We start from the raw sequence: 23159 nt of genomic DNA, 5'->3' as shown, positions 1-23159 counted from the left end.
CGCCTGGCCTGGGGGCGAGCCATTGTGGAGCACACCGTCCAACCGGACGAGGTGGACACGGATATCCCGATCCATGTCGACAGAACGGTCATCGAGGACGCTCTAGACGGCCAGATCGACATCGCTTATCAGGTGGTGGATGTCTGCAAAAACTATCCCGATGAGCGTGAACCCTGGTCCGTGATTACCACCGTGCAGGTCGACGTGGGCGGCAACCGCCTCGATGCGCCGCAGGTGTTGGTCAACGATCGTCCCGTCCGAGAGATTGACCTCGAACAGTTGGCGGGGGCCGATGTCATTTGCCGGGTGTACGTCAATGCAACCGATCATGCCGTCGGCGATACCCTGCGCCTGACCTGGGTCGGCACACCGGCCCAGGGCAATACGCCGGTGATCGTCGGCCCTCTCGACAGGACCGTCGAATTCATCCCTTTCCAGTACGACTTTCCCATCCCCTACGAATACGTGGAGGCGATTGCCAAGGGACGGGCGTCGGTGTCTTACGTACGGATCAGGAGCGGTACGGCGGATCACCCGTCGAAAAGCGCCAACGTCACGGTGGTGGGTGATATTGCCTTGCCCGAACGCCCGAGTTTTGTGGAAGCGAGTGGCAGCGTGCTGGACCCGGACCTGAATTTCTACACCATTTCAGTGCCCTATTACCCAGGGCGCCAGCCCGGGGATCACCTCTACATCGTGTTTGAAGGACTTGACGCCAGCAACAACCCCACTGGTTTCGACATTAACGCCTATGTGAGTAATGAATCGAATGGCGATCCGGTCCTGCGTAATGTGGACAAGAATGAAATCAAGCGACTCGATGGCGGTTCACTCACCGTCTACTACTGGATCAATAGCCAACGTAAATCACAGGAGTTGACCTTGTCCGTCGGTAGCGGTCAGCCCGACCTGGACAAACCCGACGTTATCCAGGCCAATAACGATGTCCTGAATCCGGACGATGTGAATCCGAGCATCGGGGCCGATGTCGAGGCGCCTTATACGGGCACGCTGGTGAATGACATTATCGGGTTGCGCTGGAGGGGTTCGCTCATCAGTGCACCGGATCAAGAGACACCTCCGCTCAGCTCAGGCTCGGCCGGTAGACCCTACCCCTTTATCGTACCGTTTCAGTATGTGATCGGTAACTTGAACGGCACGGTAAACACCGACTATTACATCAAGCGTACGGGCTCTCCGATTCAACGCTCGCTGGTACGTGAGCTGACCATCGGTGCGACCTCTGGGGGTGAACCGATCATCAGCGATATCCGTGACTCCAAGGGCAGCATTGCACCGGGCGGGAGCACGAGTGAAACGAGCGTCACCGTCATCGGTACGGCGATCAAGGGCGAGCAGATCCAACTCTACGATACCGGCAACCCCGTTCCCATCAGCATACCGGCCACGGCGGATCCCACTACCGGTATCTGGCGCGTGGTGATCAGCGGGCTTGCCTACAAGCTCTATATCCTCAAGGCCAAGGCGCTTTACGGCACCGGCGCGGAGTCGTCCGAACGGCGTTTTACCGTTCGGGCGAGTGTCGCACCGACCCTGGACAACGTTAAGGACGGGAATGGGGCCGAGATTGCGAATAACACAACCACGGAATGGCCGAACGTGACCTTGCATGGCAAGGCCCAGGGTAACGAGAGACTCAACGTGTTTGATGGCCGTCAATTGCTGGGTGTCGTTAATGTTCCCGCCAATGGCAATTGGCAATACCCGGTGAATCGATTGTTGTCAGGCCCCCATAGTCTGCATGTCGAGGCGCTTTATGGCAGTGGACTTCCGCCTTCGGCCACCCGCAGTTTCACGGTACGGCTGAATCTGCGCAGACCGTCGATACCCAAGGCCTATAACCCTCCGGCGAATGATCGCATCCGCATGAGTGATATCTACTATGACGATTACCTAGAGGTCGAAGTCCCGCATTACACCGGCATGGACCCTATCCATACGCTCAAGGTCCGTTGGGAAGGTCGGGTCGACTATCACGACGGAGCGATTGTCCCGGTGGGACCTAACCCGGGGCCCAGGCGGCTGCGGGTGCCCAGGCTGGAAGTGATCGACAATATCGGTCGCTCGGTCCAGGTGGGTTACAGCGTGAAGGAAACCGCCACCAGCGAGACACTGGAATCGGTGCGCACGACGCTGCATATCGATGCGCAGGCTTTGAATTTACCGGCGCCGGTATACTCCAGTGCGAACAGAAGAATCACCGTGAGCCATGCCGATATAAGGACCGGTTACAAAATCAGGATTCGATGGACGGGTGTTGTCGTTCACGACGGACCTGAAGTCGATCTGACAACGGGGCAGGCCTATCAGTTTGATGTGCCGGCTGGCTGGATCAGCGAGAACCAGGGCACAACGGTGCTGGTTAACTATACGGTCCACCGTACCGGTACAACTGATCTCCTGATGTTTTCGCAGGTGTTGAGGTTGCACTTTTAAACGAGCAATCAATAGCGCTTGTCGAGCGTGGGAGGGCCTTCGGGCTCTCCCTGTCTCGGTTGTTGACCTCTGTCATTACAGATCTTCTGTTCGAAGACAAGGGTGTTCACAATGAGAAAAATACACTTGGCCGGTCTGATGATCGCCTTCCTCGTCGGTTGCACGTCTTCTACGTTTCAGGCGACGAACGTTACGACGGCGAATATTAATCAACGGAGTGGTGAGGAAACGGCTGCAAACTTGACAAGGCAGTACAATAACACCGCTGCCAATTGCGGATCGTCGACCACGCCCGCTTTTCTGTGTTCGGGTGTGACCTTGAGAATAACGAAAACCAGCCCGAATTATGATCCTTGGGAGCATAGCGACTTTTCGAGGGAAACGGATGCGGTATCGTTTTCGTTTTTGAGGGCGGATACGAAGTTTGTGCGCACGCCTTGGGGAGGGACTAATGGCCTTGTTTTCTACCCTTATTTTTCTGCGCCCAGCGACAAAATCAGACCTGAAGTCATCTGTTATTTTCCCTTGGACGGTGCAACTTTCTATCGAACCGCGCCGGGGCAATTCGGTTGCCGTGACAGTATCATTACCTACCCCTTCCCTGGCGTCAGTCGACCTTGTCGCGAGCAAAATATCACCACGGCCGAAGAATGGATCGCGCATTATCGAAACCCTGCGGGAAGCGCCAGGCCGAACGCGTATTCGTGTTCTTTCATGGTCAGAAATGAGTTGAATGCAGAGGCTGTGCAGGCATTCAATCAAGCCATTCGCGTAAGAGGATTGTTGGGGGCGACAGCCTTTGCTGATCACAATGAGCTTCGGATCAAGGCCTGGCCTGAGAATCAACCTGCCGTCCTGCCGATCGAAGCGTTTTTCTACACCGTGGTCGGTTCGACCAGCGGCTTGGCCAATGCCCGAATTGATCAGCAAAAATACCATGACCGCACTAACGGTCTGGTGGTACCGATCATCCGTCTGACGCTCCCGGCGATACAGGCAGATAATGCAACGTTCAGTTATAACGCTGCGGATCAGGCCGTATTACCCACTCCGACCAAGCCCCGGCCTTTAGTCCTCAAGGCCTATAAAACAACCGGAAATGAGCAATGGCTCAGGATGGCGGATATCTACACGGATGACGTAGTTAATGTCGAAGTTCCGCACTATACCGGGATGGACAAAGACGACACCCTCAAGCCGCGTTGGGAGGGTCGAGTCAACTACAGCGGGGCGGTTACCACTGTGGGCAACCCACCAGGAAAAAGACTGATCCCGATTCCGCGGATGGAGGTCATCGACAATATTGGCCGAACGGTTGACGTCGGATATTCCGTCAAGGAGAAGGGGACCGGCGATACGATAGAGTCTGAAAAATTGACACTGCATATCGACCCTCAGGCCGTGACATTACCGCCGCCTACTTATTCGGGTTCAACCGTGCTCGTTAATGTCGGACAAGCCGGTTATACGGTTGGTGTTCGTTGGGTGGGCGTAACCACTCATGACACCGCTGTACAAAATGTCGTGGTCGGTCAAGTCAATACCTTTGCCATCGACAATGCCTGGATCACCGAAAATCGCGGCAAGACCGTGCTGGTCAACTATTCGATAAAACGCTCGGACAATACAGGGGATCGAATGTTTTCCTGGGTGCTTCGGGTTCCGCTCTGAAGGCTCGCGTCTCTCAACATCATGGAGCCCCCATCGCGTGATACGCGGTGGGGGCTTGATGAGTGAGGTGATTCAAAAATTGACCCTGAGCACCTGAGAGAATATCCGCTGCTCGCTACTGTTCGTACGGACGATCGAATAATTGATCAGCACGGTTTTTCCGCTGTTCTCGGTTATCCAGGCGCTGGGGATATCAAAGGTGTTGGATCGGCCGGTGGTCACATCCTGTGTTTCAGTGTCGCGAGTGGTGGTGCCTGTCCAGCGAACCCTGACGCTATAGCCGGTCTGTCCGCCATAATTCACGGCCACCTTATAGGTCGAGGCGGCGTACGTGGGGGCTGGAAGCGGATGAATCGCCTGAGGGTCGATATGCAGTGTCAGTCTTTCAGACTCTATCGTATCGCCGACTCCTTTTTCCTTGACGGAGTATCCGACCTCGACCGTTCGGCCGACATTGTCGATGACCTCCAGGCGAGGAATCGGGATCAATCTTTTTCCGGGTGGATTACCGACTTCGGTAATCTCACTGTTATAGCCGACCCGGCCCTGCCAGCGCACCCTGATGGTATCGGTGGCGTGCATGCCCGTGTATTGAGGGATCTCCACATCCACGTGGTCATCGGTGTAGATATCGCTGATTTTCAGGTGATCTCCCGCCGCGTTATAGGCTTTGGGGACCTTGGGTTTGAGTTTTGTCGGTGTGCCGGGCAATACCGCTTGATCTTCTGCTCGGTAGGCAAAGGTGGCGTTGCCCGACTGAGTCGTCGGTAAGGTGAGTAAAATGATAGGGGCGACAAGCCCCCCTGTCTCGTTATAAAAGTCCTGTTGGTCATGCCGTGCAGTCGCCAATCCGCTGCCAAAATAGAAAAAGGCCTCGAGTGGAAGCGTGTTTCCGATACCCTGAGACCAGGTGGCCAGCCTCAGTTCATTTTGTACGGTGAACGACTCTGCGGCATTCAATGCCATGGCTTGCAGGCCGGCATTGAATGCGCTCACCGCGCCTGTGCCCAGCCCCGACCTGACATTAAAGCCACATTGGTGTCGTCTGCGAGGCTCTGCGGGGACGCTTAGATAATGTGCCTGCCACTGCGCGGCGGTCGTGATGCCTTGGTCCTGACACTCTCGACTGCTGCTGGGATCGGCGATATTCGTATTGTAATCGCAGCCTTGCTTATTCGGTCTGTTGTCGGTGTCGGCATCGAGGGGGAATAGGCAGAGTACTTGAACATTTACTTTTCCCTCCGGGCGCCGGAGTGGAGGGTAAAAAATAAACCCATTATTGTAGCCGAAGGCTAACTTGTTATATTTTGAATCGGCCCGTAAGTAGGAAAACGAAACGCCGCCGCTTATTTGAGAGGGCGGGCTTGGATCCCAGGCGTGATAACTGCCTGCTTTGGTCGCCCTGAAAATAATGCCTGAGCATAGAAAGGCCGCCAAGCTGGCGGAACCGCAATTAGCGGCCCTGTCGTTATAGCGCTCAGTCAACTGTCGGGCGGTTTCCGCGCCCGCGCGCTCATTGGCCTTATAGCTCTGAATATTCGCGGGTAACGTCGGCGACTGAACCGTACAGCCCGATAACAAAGCGAGTGTGAGGATTATAAGTGATGTCATTTTCATGACGTGACCCAGATAATATTCGACACGCATCATGTTCATCCAACTCCCGAAAGGGGGGGGCTGAGAACGGACCCTACCGAATTGCACCCTGCGTCGAGGGGGGTGGAGTCCGAGCCCAGGTTCAATAGCGCGAAATGGCGTTTCGTTCTCCTATAGGCGTGCGGATGTCCCATTGCCTCGGCTGGCTTGGAGTAAGCCTGAAGGAGTGATCATGAAGGCGTTGGCCGCTCCCACGGCTCACCCGCTGGAGTTCCGTCTTGATTTCAGCTAGTTGCCCGCCGCGTTAGTAAGCCTCGGGTAGCTAGGGCTCGAGTTTTTTCGGTGTGCCAGGAAGTACTGCCTGGTCCGCTACGTTGTAGGTAAACGTGGCGTCTTCCAAGGGCGTGCCGGGTAAAGTGAGACGAATGATAGGGACGACGATACCCCGGGTTCGGTCATAAAATTTCTTCTGGTCGATTCGTGCATTCGCCAGCCCGGTGTCGGTATAGAAGAAGGCTTCAATCGGTAATATTCCGGGTTGAGTCTCAGGCCAGGCTTTGATGCGCAGTTCATTGTGATCGGCAAAGGCTTCAGTGGGTATCAGTGAGCGTACCCGAATGGCTTGATTGAAGGCCTGTACCGCTTCAGCGCCCAAAATATTGGCGACTATGAAGGCACAGGAGTGCGAGGTTCTATCTTGAGGGACCCCGTAATAGTGGGTCACCCACTGCTCGGCAGTGATAATGTTTTGTTCCCGACACGGCGTGCTGTCAGGAAAAACATGCGGAGGGACAATGCTGTCCCGGCATCCATACTGCCCAGGCGCATCCCGATAAAATGTGGCGCCGTCGAGCGGGAAATAACAGATCACTTCAGGTTTGAATTTTTCGACGGGGGTACTGAAGTAAGGGTAGAAAATAAAGCCGTTGGCCCCACCCCAAGGCGTGCGAGCGAGTTTCGCATCGGCTCTCAAAAAAGAAAAAGAGACCGCGTCGGTTTTTAGTGAAAAATCGCTGTGATTCCAAGGGTCGAAATTGTCACTGGTGGTGGTGATTCGTAATATCACGCCCGAGCAGAGGAAGGCCGGGGTGGTCGGCGTTCCGCAGTTGGCGGCGGTATTGTGATAGGCCATGGTCAGGCTTCTGGCAGTCTCTTCACCACTGCGTGAATAAGCAGGGTTGAGCGAGCGGTTCGATTCCGGGAGCGGAGACAGCGCACAGCCCACTAGCAGAAGAATAAATACCGTCATCAGGTATCGGGTTTTCATGTGTTTATCTTCTTGTGCCGGTTGAAAGGAGAGAGCACTGCGAAGTCAGAAAGGCCGTAGATGCTGGAGGTATTAACCTGCGGATAGGGGGCGGTGTCTACTGTCAGAAATGACAGGTCAAGGAGGGAAATGCGCACCGTTGGTCGGATGGTCTGTTCGGGTTGTCATGTCTGATGGCAGACGCAGTTTTTTATCGCGCGGGCTTGCCCTGATGCCGTTCAGTTAAGGGAAATGGAATATTGAAAACACCTTCGTCCCTGTGGGAGCGGAGCTTGCCCGCGAAGCTTTTAGCGGCCTCAAGGGCCTCTTCGCGAGCAAGCTCTGCTCCCACAAGGACCGTGTTCGACCTTAACTGAACGGCATTAGGGCTTACCCGCTCGCCACACGTCTCAGTCGGGCTTGGGATCGTGTTTAACTGACGGGCATCAACCCTTGCCCTGCCTCAGCTCCAGACGTGAACCGGCCACCCGGCCTTCTCCGCTTGCTCACGCAGCACCGGATCGGGATTGACCACCTGCGGGTGATCAACCTTGAGCAACAACGGCAGATCATTACGCGAATCCGAATAGAAACTCGCGCCTTCCAGGTTCTCGCCTTCGGCATCCAGCCATTCCATCAAGCGCACGATCTTGCCTTCGCGGTAGGTGAGGGTGCCGACGGTGTGGCCGGTGTAGACGCCGTGCAGGATATCGAGGTCGATGCCCAGCACTTCGTCGATGCCGACGCGCTCGGCAATCGCCTTGACCAGGTGGATGCCCGACGCCGAGATCACCAGGATCCGGTCACCCGCCGCGCGGTGGGCGGCAATCGCCTTGCACGCATCGCTGTAGATCAAGGGCTCGATCACGTCTTCGACCCAGGGCGCCACCAGGTGGGCGATTTCTTCCGGGGTGCGCCCGGCCATCGGCTCCAGGCTGAACAGCATGTAGTCTTCCATGGCCAGTTCGCCCTTGCCGTAGGCGTCCATCAGCTCGTTGTTGCGCTGCATGAACGTCTCCGGGTCGACCCAACCCAGGCGCACCATCTGCTCGCTCCAGAGGGTGGCGCAGTCGCCGTGGATCAGGGTGTCGTCCAGATCAAAAATTGCCAGGGCCATCAGTACTGCTCTCTCTTCAAACGCGCTAAGGACATCAGGCTACCTCACATAGGGCACTCGGATCGATAGACAGCGACAAACGCCGGCCTTCGGGGTGCAGGTCGGCGGCCGAGCGGTTGAGCACGTCCACCACCAGTTCCACGCCCCGGGCCTCGACCCGGTAACGAATCACGTTGCCCAGCAAGCTGTGACCGCGAATCAGCGCGTCCAGTTCACCCTCGGCACGCAGTTCGATGGCTTCCGGGCGAATGGCGATGCGGCTGTTGATCGGCCGTTGCAGCAGGCGGCTGGCCGCGTCGGCGTCGAGCAGGTTGTAGTTGCCGATAAAGCCGGCGGCAAACACGTCCACCGGCGCGGTGTAGAGGGATTCGGCGTCGCCGCTCTGGACGATCTTGCCCTGGTTCATCAGGAAGATCCGGTCACTCATGGTCAGGGCTTCTTCCTGGTCATGGGTGACGAAAATGGTGGTCAGGCCCAGTTCGCGCTGGATCGCCCGGATCTGCTCGCGCAGGTGTTTGCGAATCCGTGCATCGAGGGCCGACAGCGGCTCATCGAGCAACAGCAGGCGCGGGCGGGTGACCAGGGAGCGGGCCAGGGCCACGCGCTGGCATTGGCCGCCGGACAACTGGTGCGGGTAGCGCGCGGCGAAGTCGTGCAGTTCCACCAGCCTGAGGGCTTCCATGACGCGCTTGTGGCTGTCGTCGGCATTGACCTTCTGCATCTTCAGGCCGAAGGCGACGTTCTGTTCCACGGTCATATTGGGGAACAATGCGTAGCTCTGGAACACCATGCCGATCGCGCGTTTCTGCGGGCTCAGCGGGACGATGTCCTGGCCGTCGAGGAGGATCTTGCCGCCGTCCACCGAGGTCAGGCCGGCGATGCAACGCAGCAGGGTGGACTTGCCGCAACCGGACGGGCCGAGCAGGGTGACGAATTCACCCTTGGCGATTTCGCAGTTGATATCACTGAACACCGTGGTGCCGGCGTAGGTTTTTTTCAGGTTCTGGACACTGATGAAGCTCATTGGCTTTTGTCCTTCTCTTTTGGTGAAGAGCTCAGACGATTGGCGACCCAGGTGAGTACCAAAACGAAGAGGAAATAGGAAATCACGAGGGCGCTGGTGAAATGGCCGCTGCTGTTGCGCATGTTGTTCAGGTACACCTGCAGGGTTTCATAGCGGGTACCGACCAGGATGTTGGCGAACACGAACTCGCCGAACAGGAAGGAGAACGACAGCAGCAGCGCGACCATCAGGCCCTTGCGCAGATTCGGCAGCACCACCAGGAACGCTGCCTGCCAGGTGCTGGCACCGAGCAGGTGGGCGGCGTCCATCAGGTCGCGCAGGTTGATCGCTTGCAGGTTGTTGGTGATCGCCCGGTACATGAACGGCAAGGCCACGGTGAAGTAGCAACCGATCAGGATCCACGGCGTGCCGACCATGGCGAACGGCCCGGAACCGTAGAGCTGCAACAGGCCCACCGAGGACACCACCGGCGGCACCGCGAAGGGCAGCAGGATGAGGATGTTCATCAGGGCGTCGAGCTTGGGGAAGTGGTAGTGCACCACGAACAGCAACGGCAGGATCAGCACCACCGACAACACCAGCGAGCCGACGCAGACGATCAGCGACTGGCCGAAGGCATTGAGGAAGCGCGGGTCGCTCCACAGTTGCAGGTACCACTTGAAGGTGAAACCGGCGGGCAGGATGGTCGCCGACCAACTGCTGGCCAGGGAGTAGACCAGGGTGCCGGCCAGGGGCAGCAGCAGGATCAGGAACAGCAGGTAGACCACCCCGCGGTGGTACAGGGCGGCGGAGCCGGGTTCAGCGCGCGACATGGTAGCTCCTTTTCAACAGCCACTGGTGGATCACGGTCACGAAGGTCATCAGGCCCACCAGCACCACCGCCAGGGCACTGGCCATGTTCGGGTCGAGGCTGATGTCGCCGGAAACCATGGCGGCAATACGGATCGGCAACACGTTGAAGTTGCCGGTGGTCAGGGCATACACCGTGGCGTAGGCGCCGAGGGCGTTGGCCAGCAGGATGACGAAGGTGCCCAGCAGTGCCGGGGTCAGCACCGGCAGGCCGATATGCCGCCAGAACTGCCAGCCGTCGGCGCCGAGCAGCGCGGCGGACTCGCGCCAGTCTTCGCGCAGGGCGTCGAAGGCCGGGTAGAGCAACAGCACGCCGAGGGGAATCTGGAAGTAGGTGTAGAGAATGATCAGGCCGGTTTTCGAGTACAAGTTGAAATCCTGAATGATCCCGGCCTGTTTCAGCATGATGGTGAAGGTGCCGTTGAAGCCCAGCAGGATGATGAACGCAAAGGCCAGGGGTACGCCGGCGAAGTTGCTGGTCATGTTGGCGAATGAGTTGACGAAGTCCCGCAGGCGCGAGTCGACCCGGCGCAGGGAGTAGGCGCCGAGCACGGCGATCAGCATGCCGAACACGCTGGACCAGAAGCTGATTTCCAGGCTGTACTGGATCGCCTGCAGGTAGAACTTCGAGCTGAAGATCTTGCTGAAGTTGGCCAGGCCCCAGCCGTCGTCTTCCGACTGCACGCTGTTGATCAGCACCCACGCCAGCGGCGCGATCTCGAACACGATAAAGAACAGGGCAAAGGGCACCAGGCAGAGCACGGCGAGCCATTTGCCACGGGTGAGTGAATTCACTTCAACAACTCCCGGCATACAGGTTTGTCATGGGGGACGCCCAGCAGTTCGCAGATGGTGCCGCAGAGCTGCGTCTGCAGGGGCGTGGCGTCGGGGTTGAAACTGAAGGCATCGCCGAGGACGAACAGCGGCACTTCGCGCTCTTCGGCCAGCAGGCCGTTGTGTGAGCGGTCGTTGTTCATGCCGTGGTCGGCGGTCACCAGCACCTGATAGCCGGCGTCGAGCCAGCCTTGCAGGTAGTCGGCCAGGATGATGTCGGCGGAACGCGCGCTGTTGCGGTATTGCGCGGTGTCGAGGCCGTGCTTGTGACCGGCGTCGTCGATGTTCATCGGGTGCACCAGCAGGAAGTTCGGCGCGTGTTGCAGGCGCAGGCTTTCGGCATCGGCGAACAGATGGGAATCGGGGTAGTGGTCGACCCAGTAGAAATGGCCGTGCTGGATCGCCAGGTTTTCATCGCGGGTATGCCGGTCGCGGGCGGCGACGAAGGGCGTGCGGTTGTACAGCTCGCTGACCCAGTGATAGGCCGCCGCCGCGGTGGTCAGGCCGGCGTCGCGGGCGTAATGGAACACGCTGCGCTGGTTGGACAGGCGCGAGACGTGGTTGTGCACGATGCCGCTGCGGATCGGAGCCACACCGGTCAGAATGCATTCGTAGAGCGGTCTTGAGAGCGAGGGCAACTCGCATTCCAGTTTGTACAGCGCCGCGCGTCCTGCGCCTGCGTAAGCCTGGAGATGGCCCATGGCATGGCGGGCGACCTCATAGTTCAGGCCATCGAGCACGACCAGGATAACGTTGTGCGGCATAGACCGGGCCTCGTCATGAAGGGGAATATCAACCTCCCCCGGTAGGAGCGAGCTTGCTCGCGATGGACGTCAACGATAACGCGGGAAACCTGATGCCCCGCGGTGTACCGGCGACCCTCGCGAGCAAGCTCGCTCCTACAGGGGAGCCCATTGTTCCCGCTACCGTGCGGGAACAATGGTTGTGGGTTATTGCATGTTGATGATGACTTCTTCCTGCCACTTCTGCGGCAGTGCCTTGGAAGTTTTTTCCCATGCATCGGCGTCTTTGATCGGCGTGACTTTCTTGTACTGCTCGTTAGGCAGCAGCTTGGCCTTCACGTCTTCCGGCAGGGTCAGGTGTTCGGCACGGATCGGACGGGCGTTGCCGCGCGCCAGGTTGATCTGGCCGGCGTCGCTGAAGATGTACTCACGCGCCAGTTTGGCCGCGTTCGGGTGCTTGGCGTATTTGTTGATGATGGTGGTGTAGCCGGAGATCACCGAACCGTCCGATGGAATCAGCACCACGTAGTCATCCGGGTTGGCCATCTTGGCCTTGTAGCTCAGGCCGTTGAAGTCCCAGACCACGCCGACTTCGACTTCACCCTTTTCCATGGTGGCGATGGTCGGGTTGGCGAGCGACAGGCGACCTTGCTTGGCGATCTCGGCAAACATCAGCAGCGCGGGCTGGATGTTCTTCTCGTCACCACCGTTGGCCAGGGCAGCGGCCAGTACGCCGTTGGCGGCCTGGGCAGCGGTGCTCACGTCACCGATGGAAACCTTGTATTTACCGGTCTTGAGGTCAGACCAGCTTTTCGGCGCTTCGGAGCCGTGCAGCAGCTTCTTGTTGACGATGAACGCGATGGTGCCGGTGTAGGCCAGTGCCCAGTTGCCGTCCTTATCCTTGGCCCAGGCCGGAACCTGTTCCCAGGTGCTTGGCTTGTAGGGTTGGGTCACGCCCTGCTTGACCGCGATCGGGCCGAAGGCGGCACCGACGTCGCCGATATCGGCGCTGGCGTTGTCTTTCTCGGCGGCGAACTTGGCCACTTCCTGGGCCGAGCTCATGTCGGTGTCGATGTGCTTGAGGCCGTACTTGTCGCTCAGGTCTTTCCAGGTGCCGGCCCAGTTCGCCCAGTCATCGGGCATGCCGACGCTGTTGACGGCGCCTTCTTGCTTGGCGGCGGTTTCCAGTGCTTTCAAATCGGTGCCAGCAGCCATGGCCGAGGTGCACAGGGCAATGGTCGAGCCTAACAGTGATGCCAGGAAAAGCTGTTTCATCCGAAGCTCCTTTGGGCGTTTTCAACGCGGCGATTTTTATAAAAAGTAGTGCGGTGGTTTGAATCGTTTGGTCTAGGTCAGCAATACCTGAGCCAATTTAAGCTTGCTGGATGACACTTTGATGTCGGCATCAGTCCTGCAAGGTTTTTTATCGGTGGTGTTCATGACCACCCCGTTAAGCGTAGACCATAGTTAACTAGCTGATATTAAAGGGTTTGATCATTATGGAACGACCGTACACATGCACCGTTTCGTCGCTTTGTCACATATCAGTCATCTGTATTGCCTAGGCTGGGCATTACAACTGGAGACCGCGATCCCGTGCGGTTGTGCCCTAAAACAGTGCTGGTCTAGTCCAGATAGGTAACGTTGATGCGTGAAGAGGCTCCAAAGGCGGTGACAGCCATCGGTCAGGCCCTGCATGAGCAGATCGGACACGGCTTGTTGCCACCGGGTAGCAAATTGCCCGCCGAGCGCAAACTCAGTGAGTTGTTCGGTACCACCCGGATCACCGTGCGTGAGGCCTTGTTGCAACTGGAGGCCCAGGGGCTGATCTATCGCGAGGAGCGTCGGGGCTGGTTTATTTCGCCGCCGCGCCTGGCCTATAACCTGATGCAGCGTAGCCACTTTCACGCAATGGTCAGTGCCCAGGGGCGGGTGCCGTCGACCCAGGTGATTTCGGCGCGTTTGCAGCCGGCGTCGGCGGCGGTGTGTGACTGGTTGCAGTTGCCGGCCTTGTCCAGCGTGATCCAGATCTGCCGGGCGCGGCGGATCGATGAGCGGCTGGTGCTGTATGTCGAGCATTACCTCAATCCGCAGTATTTCCCGGGGATTCTGGAGTTTGATTTGAACCAGTCGATCACCGAGCTGTATGCCCGGCATTACGACCTGCATTACGGGCGGGTCAGGTTCGAGATTGTGCCGACGTCACTGCAGGTCGAGGCGGCCGCGGCGTTGCGGGTGTCGGTGGGGAGCCCGGGCTTGCGCATTGCCCGGGTCAACTATGACCAGCATGAACGACTGATCGACTGCGATCTGGAGTTCTGGCGACATGATGCGATTCATGTCGGGGTGGATGTGGTTTAGCCATTCCCCCCTGTAGGAGCGAGCAAGCTCGCTCCTACAGGTTCGTGGCGCTCAGGATTTTGGTGCGGCTTCCGTTTCCGGGCCGCCACCGGCGGTCACCACCTGCACACTCAACCGCGGCGTCGCCAGATCCAGCCCGGCCTCATCCATGGTGCGCTTGAGCGCCAGGTTGAAGGCCCGGGAAACTTCCCACTGCCGGATCGGCGCGGTCTTGAACCGAGCGCGCAGGATCGCGCTGCCGGACTCGAAACTCTCTACCCCCTGGATCTCCAGCGGCGACCAGATATTGCGCCGTTGCAACGGGTCGCTGCGCATCTTCTGGCCGACATCGCGCATCAGCTTGATCGCGTTGTCGATGGGCATGTTGAACGGGATCGCCACCCGGAAGATCGCGTAGCCGAACTCCCGCGAGTAGTTCTTGATGCTCTTGATCTCGCTGAACGGAATGGTGTGGACGATCCCGTCGATATCCCGCAGCCGCACCGTGCGGATGGTCAGCCCCTCCACCGTGCCGAGGTGGCCGCCGACGTCGACGTAGTCGTCGATGGCCAGGGAGTCCTCGATAATGATGAACAGGCCGGTGATCAGGTCCGCCACCAGCGACTGCGCACCAAAGCCGATCGCCAAACCGATCACACCGGCACCGGCCAGCAGGGGCGTGACGTTCATGCCCATGTTCGCCAGGGCGACGATCAGCGCAATGATGAAGATCGCCACGAACAGCACGTTGCGGATCAGCGGCATCATGGTCTGCGCCCGGGCATTGGCCAGGCCTTTGCGCGAACGGGTCAGGGCGTGATGCACGGCGGTGTCGCTGAGAATCCACACCAGCCAGGCGAAGATCAGCGTGCCGCCGAGGCTGAACAGCCTGACGCTGACCTCATGCCCCTCGCCCTCGGTGAAGCCGATCAGCGACATGCCCCAGACCCGCAGGCCCAGTTCGATAAACACCAGCCACACCGCCAGGTGCACCAGGGTGTAGCCGAAGTTGTTCAGGCGCTCGGAGTACAGGGCATGGCGCTTGTGGCCGCGATGGGGTTTGAGGGCGTGGCGGCGCACCAACCCGTTGATCACCATGCACAACACCACCAGCACGGTGCAGATCAGCGACTGGCGCAGGGCCGTGCTGGTGTCGCCGGCGGAGATGAAGGTGGCGAACAGCGAGATCGCCACCAGGATCAGCGCCGGGACGAACCAGAAGGTGCCGAGGATCGCCAGGGTGTCGCTCAGGGCGCGGCGGTTCAGGCGCCGGGACAGCGGCTGGTTGCGGATCAGGTGGGCGATGGGGCGGCGGAACCGCACGATGAACAGTCCAGTGGACAGCGCCGCCATGACATTGGCGAAGGTCGCGGCGGTGTGGGCCAGGTGGCTGCCGAGGCTGGCGATCATCCGTGGGTCGCTGAGGGCCTCGCCAAAGGCGGCGAAGCTGCCGATCAGCCACAGCGGCCGGAAGGCCCGGCGGCGGAGGATGTACAGGGCCTGATGGCGATGCTGGCCGTCGAGCACGGAGAAGGCGATCACGCAGATGGCCGAGAACAAGGTGCCCACCACCAGGGCGTAGGCCAGCACCATCGCCAGGTTCTTGCCCAGGGACGAGGGCAGGGCGTAGCTCATGTACACGGTGATGAGCAGGGCGATCAGCCAGGGCCCGAGCTTGCGCAGGGCGAAGCGCAGCAGGTCGACGGTGCGCGGGTGTTGTGGCAACTCCTCGCTGAGGCCGAAGCGCAGGCGCACCTGGCGCCCGAGCCAGATCATGGCCCAGGCGAGGAAACTCCAGAGCGCAAGGATCAGGGCGAAGGCGAAGACCATCGGCACCCACTCGCTGGCCGGCAGCGTCAGGTCCATCAGTTCACCCTTGGCCAGGTCGAATTCTTCCGACCAGCGACTGAGGGGGCTGTCGTCACCGGAAAACTGTTTTTCGAAGCCGGCGAGGGTGCTGCCGATCAGCCCCAGCACGCCTTCTTCGGTGGCCGGTTGGGCTTTCCTGGTGCTGTCGCGCAGCTTCTTCAGGTCGCTCAGCAGCTTGGCGCGTTGCTGGTCGTTCTCCAGGTTCTTGATTACCTCATCCAGGGATTGCGCCAGGGGCTCGCTGGGGACCGGCTGGGTTTTTTCCGCGCTGGCCAGCAGGCTCGGCAGGCCGGCTGCGTCGGCGCTGACCGATGGCAGGAGGCTCAGCAGGCAGATGAATACAACGACGGGCAAGGCGAGAAGGCGGGCAAGCACTGGGCAGTCAACCATGGACGATACGGGTCGACGAAGTGTACGTCAGCCGTGGGGCCAATGCATTTAATCGGTCAACTGGGCGAGGATCTTGTAGACCACGGTGCCGAGGATGAACAGCATCCCGATCCAGATCAGCAGGACCCCGGCGTTGCGCTCGCGAAAGTTGAAACCGACGGCCAACATCAGCATGCCGCCCAGGATGGGAATCAGCATGGTGTGGAAAGCGAAGGGCGTGATCATGACAACGACCTGATCGAGGGGGATACCTTGAGTCTAGGTCGGTTTGGCGGGTGTGTATCAGACCTGGAGGATAACGCTGAACTGTAGGAGCAGGGCTTGCTCGCGAATCGCAAGGACGCCGCGGTGTATCAGGGTAACCGCGTTATCGTTCTTCGCGGGCAAGCCCTGCTCCTACAGGTTTTGTGTCGCTCTCGGGTTCTATGGCAACTCGCGGCTGGCGTAGAACGCGCTCAAGACTTTCACCAGGTGCGCCAGGTCATGGCTGCCGGCCAGTTCGCGGATCGAGTGCATGGCGAAGGTCGGCAGGCCGATGTCCACCGTACGCACCCCCAGGTGGCTGGCGGTGATCGGGCCGATGGTCGAGCCGCAACCCATGTCGCTGCGCACCACGAAGCTTTGCACCGGCACTTCCTCGGCCATGCACAGATGACGGAAGAACCCGGCGGTTTCGCTGTTGGTGGCGTAGCGCTGGTTGCTGTTGACCTTGATCACCGGCCCGGCATTGAGCTTGGGACCATGGTTGGCGTCGTGTTTGTCGGCATAGTTGGGGTGCACGCCGTGGGCATTGTCCGCCGAGACCAGCAGGGATTTCTGGATGGTCCGCACGAACTCGTCGCCTTCGGGCAGCAGGCGGCGCAGGGTCTGTTCCAGCATCGGGCCGTCGGCGCCGCAGGCGGAGCAGGAACCGACTTCCTCATGGTCGTTGCAGACCAGCACACAGGTTTCCTCGCTGTCGGCGGTGAGCAGCGCTTGCAGGCCGGCGTAGCAGGACAGCAGGTTGTCCAGGCGCGCACCGGCGATAAAGTCGCCGTTCAGGCCGATGACCGCGGCGGCCTGGGTGTCGTAGAAACTCAGCTCGTAATCGAGCACCACGTCGGCATTGAGGCCGTGTTCGCGGGCCAGTTGCTCGGTGAGCACGGCGCGGAAGTCGACCCGCTCATCACCGGCGAACTGCGCGAGGATCGGCGGCAGCTCGTTCTGCGCGTTGATCGCCCAGCCCTGGTTGGCCTCGCGATTGAGGTGGATCGCCAGGTTGGGGATGATGGCGATGGGCAGCTTGAAGTCGATCAGCTGGCTCTCGACCTTGCCATCGCGGCGGAAGGTCACGCGTCCGGCCAGGGACAGGTCGCGGTCGAACCAGGGGGCGAGCAGGGCGCCGCCGTAGACTTCGACACCCAGTTGCCAGAAGCCCTGGCGTTGCAGTTCCGGCTGCGGCTTGACCCGCAGGCACGGGCTGTCGGTGTGGGCGCCGACCAGGCGGATGCCGCCCAGCAGCGGCGAGGCACGGCCGAGCTTGATGGCGACAATCGAAGAGTCATTGCGGGTGACATAGTAGCGACCGTTGGCCTCGGTGTGCCAGGTCTCGCGCTCGTCGAGACGCTGGTAGCCCGCCGCTTCCAGGCGCTGAACCAGGCTGGAAGTGGCATGGAACGGGGTAGGGGAGGCCTTGAGGAAGTCGATCAGGCCTTGGTTCAACTCTTCGCGCATAAGTAGCTCCAGACAGCAGTGCCAAGAGTTTACCGTATTTGCGGAGGGTTCCCACACACTCAGAAGGGGGCCGGGCACTCGAAGCGCAGGCGTTCGCCGCTTTGCGGGTGGGTGAAGCTCAGCATGCTGGCGTGCAGGCACAGTCGTGGCCAGGCGGCCAGGGCCTGTGGATGGGCGTACAAACCATCACCGAGCAATGGGTGACCGATGGACAGCATATGCACCCGCAGTTGGTGTGAGCGCCCGGTGATCGGGGTCAGTTCCACCCGGCACCAGTCGCCGCAACGCTCCAGGACCTTCCAGAAGGTCAGCGCGTGCTTGCCGAACTCGTGGTCGACCACATGGCGCGGCTTGGTCGGCGGGTCGTAGCGCAGGGGCAGGTCGATGCTGCCGCTGTCCAGTTCCGGCTGGCCCCAGCAGAGTGCGGTGTAGGCTTTTTCGGTTTCCCGGTCGTGGAACTGGCGCGACAGTTCGCGGTGGCTGTCCGGGTCGCGGGCCAGCAGGATGATCCCCGAGGTTTCCCAGTCCAGGCGATGGACGATACGGGCTTCGGGGTAGCCGTTTTCCTGCAGGCGGGTAATCAGGCAGTCCTTGTTGTCATCGGCCCGCCCGGGGACGGAGAGCAACAGGGTCGGCTTGTTCACCACCAGTACGGCGGCATCCTGATGGAGGATATGGATATTGGACAGCGGCATTAAAACAGTCTCGTAACAAACGCCAACGGCGGCCCGAGGCCCAGCCTCCTGTAGGAGCGAGCTTGCTCGCGATGGTAGCCAAGACACCGCTGGGCATCAGCTGCCCCGCGTTATCGTTGACGTCCATCGCGAGCAAGCTCGCTCCTACAGAAAGGCCAGGTCCCGGGCCGCCGTGGCTCCGGCCGGATCGATCAACGATCGGGCAGGGTGATATTGAGTTCCAGGATCGAGCAGCTGCCCTGGTTTTCCAGCGCCACGTGCACGTCGTCGGACCCGATATTGACGTACTTGCGGATGACTTCCACCAGTTCCTTCTGCAAGGCCGGCAGGTAATCCGGGGTGCTGCGTTGGCCGCGTTCGTGCGCCACGATGATCTGCAGACGCTCTTTCGCGACCGACGCGGTGCTTACTTTTTTGCTGGCACGAAAGAAGTCAAAAAGGTTCATTGCTTAGTTGCCTCCAAACAGGCGCTCGAAGAGTCCTTTCTTCTTCACATCGAGGAAGCGATGTTCCACGGTCTTGCCCAGCAGGCGGTCGACCGCGTCGCTGTAGGCCTGGCCCGCATCGCTCTGGTCGTCGAGAATCACCGGCACGCCCTGGTTGGAGGCCTTGAGCACCGCCTGGGATTCGGGGATCACGCCCAGCAGGGTCACCGCGAGGATGTCCTTGACGTCTTCGACGCCGAGCATCTCGCCGTTGCTGACGCGCTCGGGGTTGTAGCGGGTCAGCAGCAGGTGTTCCTTGATCGGCTCTTCGTTGTTCTCGGCGCGGCGCGATTTGCTCGCCAGCAGGCCGAGCATGCGGTCGGAGTCACGCACCGAGGACACTTCGGGGTTGGTCACGACGATGGCTTCGTCGGCGAAGTACATGGCCAGGTGGGCACCGGTCTCGATACCGGCCGGGGAGTCGCAGACGACGAACTCGAAATCTTCCTTGAGGGCCATCAGGACCTTTTCCACGCCTTCCTTGGTCAGCGCGTCCTTGTCCCGGGTCTGGCTGGCGGCCAGCACGTAGAGGTTTTCCAGGCGCTTGTCCTTGATCAGGGCTTGCTGCAGGTTGGCTTCGCCCTGGACGACGTTGACGAAGTCATACACCACGCGACGCTCGCAGCCCATGATCAGGTCGAGGTTACGCAGGCCGACGTCGAAGTCGACGATCACTGTCTTGTGGCCCCGCAGCGCGAGGCCGGTACCGATGGCGGCGCTGGTGGTGGTCTTACCCACACCACCCTTGCCGGATGTAACCACGAGAATCTTGGCCAAGGTGTATCACCCCTAAAGGAAAAAAGGACTTTCAGCCCCTGAAGAACGTCACTAAAAAATAACTGTAGTCGTGTAGCGTCGGTTGGAAATCGAGGAAAAGTCTGAAGAGCCTCGGGTTATTCTTACCTTTCGCGATTTCCCACACCGTTCGAGCTGTTTTCGCTACGAGAAGGTGACATTTTGGAAATGGCGGCAAGTATCCGTTAAAGCCGGATGATGTTCAACACGTCGCCCGACAAGCTGACCTGAACAGCGGTGCCCCACAAGGGATCGCGGCGCAAATCCTCGGAAACCTTGTACTGGCCGGCGATGGAGATCAGTTCGGCACTCAGTTGCTGGCAGAAAATCCGCGCCTTGGTATCGCCCTTGATGCCGGCCAGGGCGCGACCGCGCATGGGGCCATAAACATGGATGTTGCCATCGGCGAGAAGTTCCGCGCCGGGGCTGACGGAAGAGATCACCACCAGGTCGCCGCCCTGGGCGTAGACCTGCTGGCCGCCGCGTACCGGCGAGGTGATGATCTTCGTCGGTTTGATGGTCGGCTCGGGTGGCTTTTCCGGTTTTTTCTTTTCCAGGCCTTCAGTCGGGTCGACCGGCCGTTCGCGGGCGCCGGACGGCGGCAGCACCGGCAGGTCAATGGCAATCGCGGCGGCAATGTCTTCGATGCGGTTGGCGCGGATCGCCAGGGTGCGCAGGCCATGCTGGCGGCAGACGCGCATCAGCCCGGGCAGGTCGATGGGGCCCTGGCCGTCCGGCAGTTTGTCCAGCGCCAGCACCAGTGGGGTATTGCTGAAGAAGTTCGGGGCCTGGGCGACCTTGGCCGCCAGTTGCCGATCGAGGGCGTCGAGGTTGTTCTGCGCCAGCTCCAGCACCGTGATGGCGAGCATACTGCCCTTCAGCTGGAACACGGGATCCTGGTCTAGCAGTTCGGTTTGGCTCATGGTCGGGATAACGCAGCTTGTCACTAAAAGTGCCGAGACTTATAACGAGAACGCCCTCGGGCCGCAAGCCGCCGCGAACCGTTGTAGAATGCGCGGCCTTGTTGTCTGTCCGGAATCACCCATGGATCGCCCGCGTTTTCGAGCTGCTTTTCTTCATCCCCGCTACTGGCTGCTATGGCTGGGGTTGGGCTTGCTGTGGCTGATTGTCCAGTTGCCCTATGGGCTCCTGTTGTGGCTGGGACGTTTTCTCGGGGCGGTGATGTATCGGGTGTCCGCCGACCGACGGACCATTGCCGCGCGTAATCTGCAACTGTGTTTTCCGGCGTTGTCCGACGCCGAGCGCGACCAACTGCTGCGGAAAAATCTCGCGTCCACCGGGATCGCCTTTTTCGAAATGGCCATGAGCTGGTGGTGGTCCAAGCCGCGCCTGGCACGGCTGGCTCATATCGAAGGCCTCGAACATCTGCAGAACGCTCAGCGTGAGGGCAAGGGCGTGATCCTGATGGCCCTGCATTTCACCACCCTGGAGATCGGCGCGGCCTTGCTCGGCCAGCGCCATACCATCGACGGCATGTACCGCGAGCACAGCAATGCGCTGTTCGATTTTATCCAGCGCCGTGGTCGTGAGCGGCACAACCTCGATTCCCTGGCGGTCGAGCGCGACGATGTGCGTGGCATGCTCAAGTTGCTGCGCGCCGGTCGGGCGATCTGGTACGCGCCGGACCAGGACTACGGGATCAAGCAGAGTGTGTTCGTGCCGCTGTTCGGTATCCAGGCCGCCACCGTCACCGCCACCAGCAAGTTCGCCCGCCTGGGCAAGGCGCTGGTGGTGCCGTTCACCCAGCAGCGCCTGGCCGACGGCAGTGGTTATCGGCTGGTGATTCATCCACCGCTGACGGACTTCCCAGGGGAAACCGAAGAGGTTGACTGCCTGCGGATCAATCAATGGGTCGAGGTGGCGCTGCGCGAATGCCCGGAGCAGTACCTCTGGGCCCATCGCCGTTTCAAGAGCCGGCCGCCGGGTGAGCCCAAACTCTATCCAAAACGCCGATAAAACCATCCGGGTGTTGCGGCGGGGGGCAGGCGTGGTGTATCAGGATGTTACTGATTAATGGAGTGTCGCGATGAGCCCAGCTGAACCGGTCACCGGCCTGATTCTCTCTGGAGGGGGCGCGCGCGCGGCCTATCAGGTGGGGGTGCTGGCGGCGATTGCCGAGCTCTTGCCCGAGGGGGCGCCTAATCCCTTTCCGGTGATCGTCGGCACTTCGGCCGGGGCGATCAATGCGGTCAGCCTGGCCAGTGGGGCGATGGATTTCACCGCCTCGATCGAGCGCCTGACCGCATTCTGGCAAGGGTTTCGCAGCCATCTGGTGCTGCGTAGCGATTGGCCGGGTGTGATACGCCAGGCCAGCCGCTTTGTCGGTCACAGCCTGCTGGGCATGGGTGCGCAAGTCCCGGTGGCGTTGCTCGACAGTTCGCCCTTGCGCGACCTGCTCAATGACAAACTGCATCTTCCGGGTATCGACCACGCCATCGAGCAACAGCAGTTGCACGCCGTGGCGGTGACCGCGTTTGGTTATGAGTCCGGCCAGGCGGTGACCTTTTATCAGGGCAAGGGCGCTATCGACTCCTGGTTGCGCCATCGCCGGGTCGGCGTGCCGACCCGGCTGACGGTGGAGCACTTGCTGGCGAGTTCGGCGATCCCGCTGCTGTTTGCCCCGGTCAAGCTGGACCAGGAGTACTTCGGTGACGGTGCGGTGCGTCAGTCGGCGCCCATCAGTCCGGCGCTGCATCTGGGGGCGACCCGGGTGTTGGTGGTGGGGGTCAGTGGCAACCCGCGGGGTGTCGACACCGCCACCGAGCGGACGTATAGCGGACAGCAACCGAGCCTGGCGCAGATTGGCGGGCATATGCTCAACAGTACGTTTATCGACAGCCTGGAAAGCGATATCGAGTTGTTGCAGCGCTTGAATCAGTTCAGTCGGATGTTGCCGACACAACCGCGCAGCCTGGGCCTGGCGCCGGTGGATGTGCTGGTGATCGCACCGAGCCAGCCGATCGATGAAATCGCCGCGCGCCATCGTCATGAGTTGCCGGCGGCGTTGCGCTTTTTCCTGCGCGGGCCGGGGGCGACCCGGACCAGCGGTGCCGGGGTGCTGAGTTACCTGCTGTTCGAGGCGTCTTATTGCAGCGAGTTGATCGAGCTGGGGCGTCGTGATGCGCTGGCCAAGCGCGATGAGCTGTGCCGGTTCCTGGGGTTGCCGCAGGTTTCGCTGGTGGCGCAGACGGCGTCGGCGCTGTAGGCCCCAGACCTGCTTCGAGGCCAGTCAGTCTTATGTCGATCTTGAAAGCACCGTGGAACTTGTAGGAGCAGGGCTTGCCCGCGAAGGGGCCCGTAAGACCGCCAAAGGC

At 60.2% G+C, this 23159-nt stretch carries 19 protein-coding genes and 1 pseudogene; 5 read left to right on the top strand and 15 right to left on the bottom strand.

Features of this window, described 5'->3' with window-relative positions:
* Together HX830_RS12425 and HX830_RS12420 are read left to right on the top strand one after the other, a co-directional pair.
* A pseudogene (locus tag HX830_RS12425) lies at positions 1–2457 on the top strand (hypothetical protein); the annotation flags it as partial.
* A 126-nt stretch (positions 2458–2583) separates the two neighbouring features.
* Positions 2584–4128 (top strand): hypothetical protein, encoded by a 1545-nt coding sequence (locus tag HX830_RS12420; protein WP_177100416.1) that lies wholly within the window; start codon positions 2584–2586, stop codon positions 4126–4128.
* A gap of 72 nt (positions 4129–4200) precedes the next feature.
* Here HX830_RS12420 and HX830_RS12415 read toward each other — a convergent pair whose 3' ends face one another.
* The 8 genes from HX830_RS12415 to HX830_RS12380 form a co-directional block, all read right to left on the bottom strand.
* Complete coding sequence (locus HX830_RS12415) at positions 4201–5778, bottom strand: hypothetical protein (protein WP_177100414.1); 1578 nt, start codon at positions 5776–5778, stop codon at positions 4201–4203.
* Positions 5779–6046: 268 nt separating this feature from the next.
* Positions 6047–6991, bottom strand: a complete 945-nt coding sequence (locus HX830_RS12410; protein WP_177100412.1) for a hypothetical protein — start codon at positions 6989–6991, stop codon at positions 6047–6049.
* A gap of 442 nt (positions 6992–7433) precedes the next feature.
* On the bottom strand, positions 7434–8087 hold the full coding sequence (locus HX830_RS12405; RefSeq protein WP_177100410.1) for an HAD family hydrolase: 654 nt from the start codon (positions 8085–8087) through the stop codon (positions 7434–7436).
* 34 nt (positions 8088–8121) lie between these two features.
* Positions 8122–9111, bottom strand: coding sequence for an ABC transporter ATP-binding protein (locus tag HX830_RS12400; RefSeq protein ID WP_103499153.1), 990 nt, complete (start codon positions 9109–9111; stop codon positions 8122–8124).
* Positions 9108–9923 carry an ABC transporter permease gene (locus tag HX830_RS12395; protein WP_177100408.1) on the bottom strand — a complete coding sequence of 272 codons (816 nt, stop codon included), beginning with the start codon at positions 9921–9923 and terminating at the stop codon, positions 9108–9110. Before HX830_RS12395 ends, HX830_RS12400 begins: the two co-directional genes overlap by 4 nt.
* Positions 9910–10773, bottom strand: coding sequence for an ABC transporter permease (locus HX830_RS12390; protein ID WP_177100406.1), 864 nt, complete (start codon positions 10771–10773; stop codon positions 9910–9912). Before HX830_RS12390 ends, HX830_RS12395 begins: the two co-directional genes overlap by 14 nt.
* A complete protein-coding gene (locus HX830_RS12385) occupies positions 10752–11558 on the bottom strand; it encodes an alkaline phosphatase family protein (protein ID WP_103499150.1) in 807 nt (268 codons plus the stop codon). Before HX830_RS12385 ends, HX830_RS12390 begins: the two co-directional genes overlap by 22 nt.
* Positions 11559–11744: 186 nt before the next feature.
* Positions 11745–12812: an ABC transporter substrate-binding protein gene (locus tag HX830_RS12380; protein ID WP_103499360.1), complete on the bottom strand. Its 1068-nt coding sequence runs from the start codon at positions 12810–12812 to the stop codon at positions 11745–11747.
* 372 nt (positions 12813–13184) lie between these two features.
* On the opposite strand from HX830_RS12380, the gene HX830_RS12375 reads away from it, so the two are divergent.
* Positions 13185–13898 carry a UTRA domain-containing protein gene (locus HX830_RS12375; protein WP_103499359.1) on the top strand — a complete coding sequence of 238 codons (714 nt, stop codon included), beginning with the start codon at positions 13185–13187 and terminating at the stop codon, positions 13896–13898.
* A 51-nt stretch (positions 13899–13949) separates the two neighbouring features.
* On the opposite strand, the gene HX830_RS12370 is transcribed toward HX830_RS12375, so the two are convergent.
* The 7 genes from HX830_RS12370 to minC form a co-directional block, all read right to left on the bottom strand.
* A complete protein-coding gene (locus HX830_RS12370; RefSeq protein ID WP_177100404.1) occupies positions 13950–16121 on the bottom strand; it encodes a mechanosensitive ion channel family protein in 2172 nt (723 codons plus the stop codon).
* A 63-nt stretch (positions 16122–16184) separates the two neighbouring features.
* Complete coding sequence (locus tag HX830_RS12365) at positions 16185–16361, bottom strand: hypothetical protein (protein WP_177100402.1); 177 nt, start codon at positions 16359–16361, stop codon at positions 16185–16187.
* A gap of 198 nt (positions 16362–16559) precedes the next feature.
* A complete protein-coding gene (locus HX830_RS12360) occupies positions 16560–17849 on the bottom strand; it encodes a M18 family aminopeptidase (RefSeq protein WP_100940888.1) in 1290 nt (429 codons plus the stop codon).
* 59 nt (positions 17850–17908) lie between these two features.
* Positions 17909–18544, bottom strand: coding sequence for an RluA family pseudouridine synthase (locus HX830_RS12355; RefSeq protein ID WP_100940887.1), 636 nt, complete (start codon positions 18542–18544; stop codon positions 17909–17911).
* A gap of 191 nt (positions 18545–18735) precedes the next feature.
* The gene (gene minE, locus HX830_RS12350) at positions 18736–18990 is read right to left on the bottom strand and encodes a cell division topological specificity factor MinE (protein WP_007898843.1); all 255 of its coding nucleotides are present in this window, start codon (positions 18988–18990) and stop codon (positions 18736–18738) included.
* A gap of 3 nt (positions 18991–18993) precedes the next feature.
* Positions 18994–19806 (bottom strand): septum site-determining protein MinD, encoded by an 813-nt coding sequence (gene minD / locus HX830_RS12345; RefSeq protein ID WP_100940886.1) that lies wholly within the window; start codon positions 19804–19806, stop codon positions 18994–18996.
* 203 nt (positions 19807–20009) lie between these two features.
* Positions 20010–20747 carry a septum site-determining protein MinC gene (gene minC, locus HX830_RS12340; RefSeq protein ID WP_103498749.1) on the bottom strand — a complete coding sequence of 246 codons (738 nt, stop codon included), beginning with the start codon at positions 20745–20747 and terminating at the stop codon, positions 20010–20012.
* Positions 20748–20868: 121 nt separating this feature from the next.
* Here minC and HX830_RS12335 point away from each other — a divergent pair, with 121 nt between their 5' ends.
* On the top strand, positions 20869–21801 hold the full coding sequence (locus tag HX830_RS12335) for a lipid A biosynthesis lauroyl acyltransferase (protein ID WP_177100400.1): 933 nt from the start codon (positions 20869–20871) through the stop codon (positions 21799–21801).
* Positions 21802–21871: 70 nt separating this feature from the next.
* The gene (locus tag HX830_RS12330) at positions 21872–23050 is read left to right on the top strand and encodes a patatin-like phospholipase family protein (protein ID WP_103498751.1); all 1179 of its coding nucleotides are present in this window, start codon (positions 21872–21874) and stop codon (positions 23048–23050) included.
* Positions 23051–23159: the final 109 nt, after the last annotated feature.

Origin of the sequence: Pseudomonas gingeri (assembly GCF_013385425.1) — a bacterium.
In the GTDB taxonomy this organism is placed as follows: Bacteria; Pseudomonadota; Gammaproteobacteria; order Pseudomonadales; family Pseudomonadaceae; genus Aquipseudomonas; species Aquipseudomonas gingeri_D.
This window is presented reverse-complemented; position numbering and strand designations above follow the sequence as displayed.

Bases quoted from the DNA above. Each gene is read 5' to 3' on its own strand.
- HX830_RS12360 (WP_100940888.1), bottom strand. From the start codon at position 17,849: ATGCGCGAAGAGTTGAACCAAGGCCTGATCGACTTCCTCAAGGCCTCC.
- HX830_RS12390 (WP_177100406.1), bottom strand. From the start codon at position 10,773: ATGCCGGGAGTTGTTGAAGTGAATTCACTCACCCGTGGCAAATGGCTC.
- HX830_RS12330 (WP_103498751.1), top strand. From the start codon at position 21,872: ATGAGCCCAGCTGAACCGGTCACCGGCCTGATTCTCTCTGGAGGGGGC.
- HX830_RS12365 (WP_177100402.1), bottom strand. From the start codon at position 16,361: ATGATCACGCCCTTCGCTTTCCACACCATGCTGATTCCCATCCTGGGC.
- HX830_RS12410 (WP_177100412.1), bottom strand. From the start codon at position 6,991: ATGAAAACCCGATACCTGATGACGGTATTTATTCTTCTGCTAGTGGGC.
- HX830_RS12400 (WP_103499153.1), bottom strand. From the start codon at position 9,111: ATGAGCTTCATCAGTGTCCAGAACCTGAAAAAAACCTACGCCGGCACC.
- HX830_RS12355 (WP_100940887.1), bottom strand. From the start codon at position 18,544: ATGCCGCTGTCCAATATCCATATCCTCCATCAGGATGCCGCCGTACTG.
- HX830_RS12385 (WP_103499150.1), bottom strand. From the start codon at position 11,558: ATGCCGCACAACGTTATCCTGGTCGTGCTCGATGGCCTGAACTATGAG.
- minC (WP_103498749.1), bottom strand. From the start codon at position 20,747: ATGAGCCAAACCGAACTGCTAGACCAGGATCCCGTGTTCCAGCTGAAG.
- HX830_RS12415 (WP_177100414.1), bottom strand. From the start codon at position 5,778: ATGATGCGTGTCGAATATTATCTGGGTCACGTCATGAAAATGACATCA.
- HX830_RS12405 (WP_177100410.1), bottom strand. From the start codon at position 8,087: ATGGCCCTGGCAATTTTTGATCTGGACGACACCCTGATCCACGGCGAC.
- HX830_RS12335 (WP_177100400.1), top strand. From the start codon at position 20,869: ATGGATCGCCCGCGTTTTCGAGCTGCTTTTCTTCATCCCCGCTACTGG.
- minE (WP_007898843.1), bottom strand. From the start codon at position 18,990: ATGAACCTTTTTGACTTCTTTCGTGCCAGCAAAAAAGTAAGCACCGCG.
- HX830_RS12380 (WP_103499360.1), bottom strand. From the start codon at position 12,812: ATGAAACAGCTTTTCCTGGCATCACTGTTAGGCTCGACCATTGCCCTG.
- HX830_RS12375 (WP_103499359.1), top strand. From the start codon at position 13,185: ATGCGTGAAGAGGCTCCAAAGGCGGTGACAGCCATCGGTCAGGCCCTG.
- HX830_RS12395 (WP_177100408.1), bottom strand. From the start codon at position 9,923: ATGTCGCGCGCTGAACCCGGCTCCGCCGCCCTGTACCACCGCGGGGTG.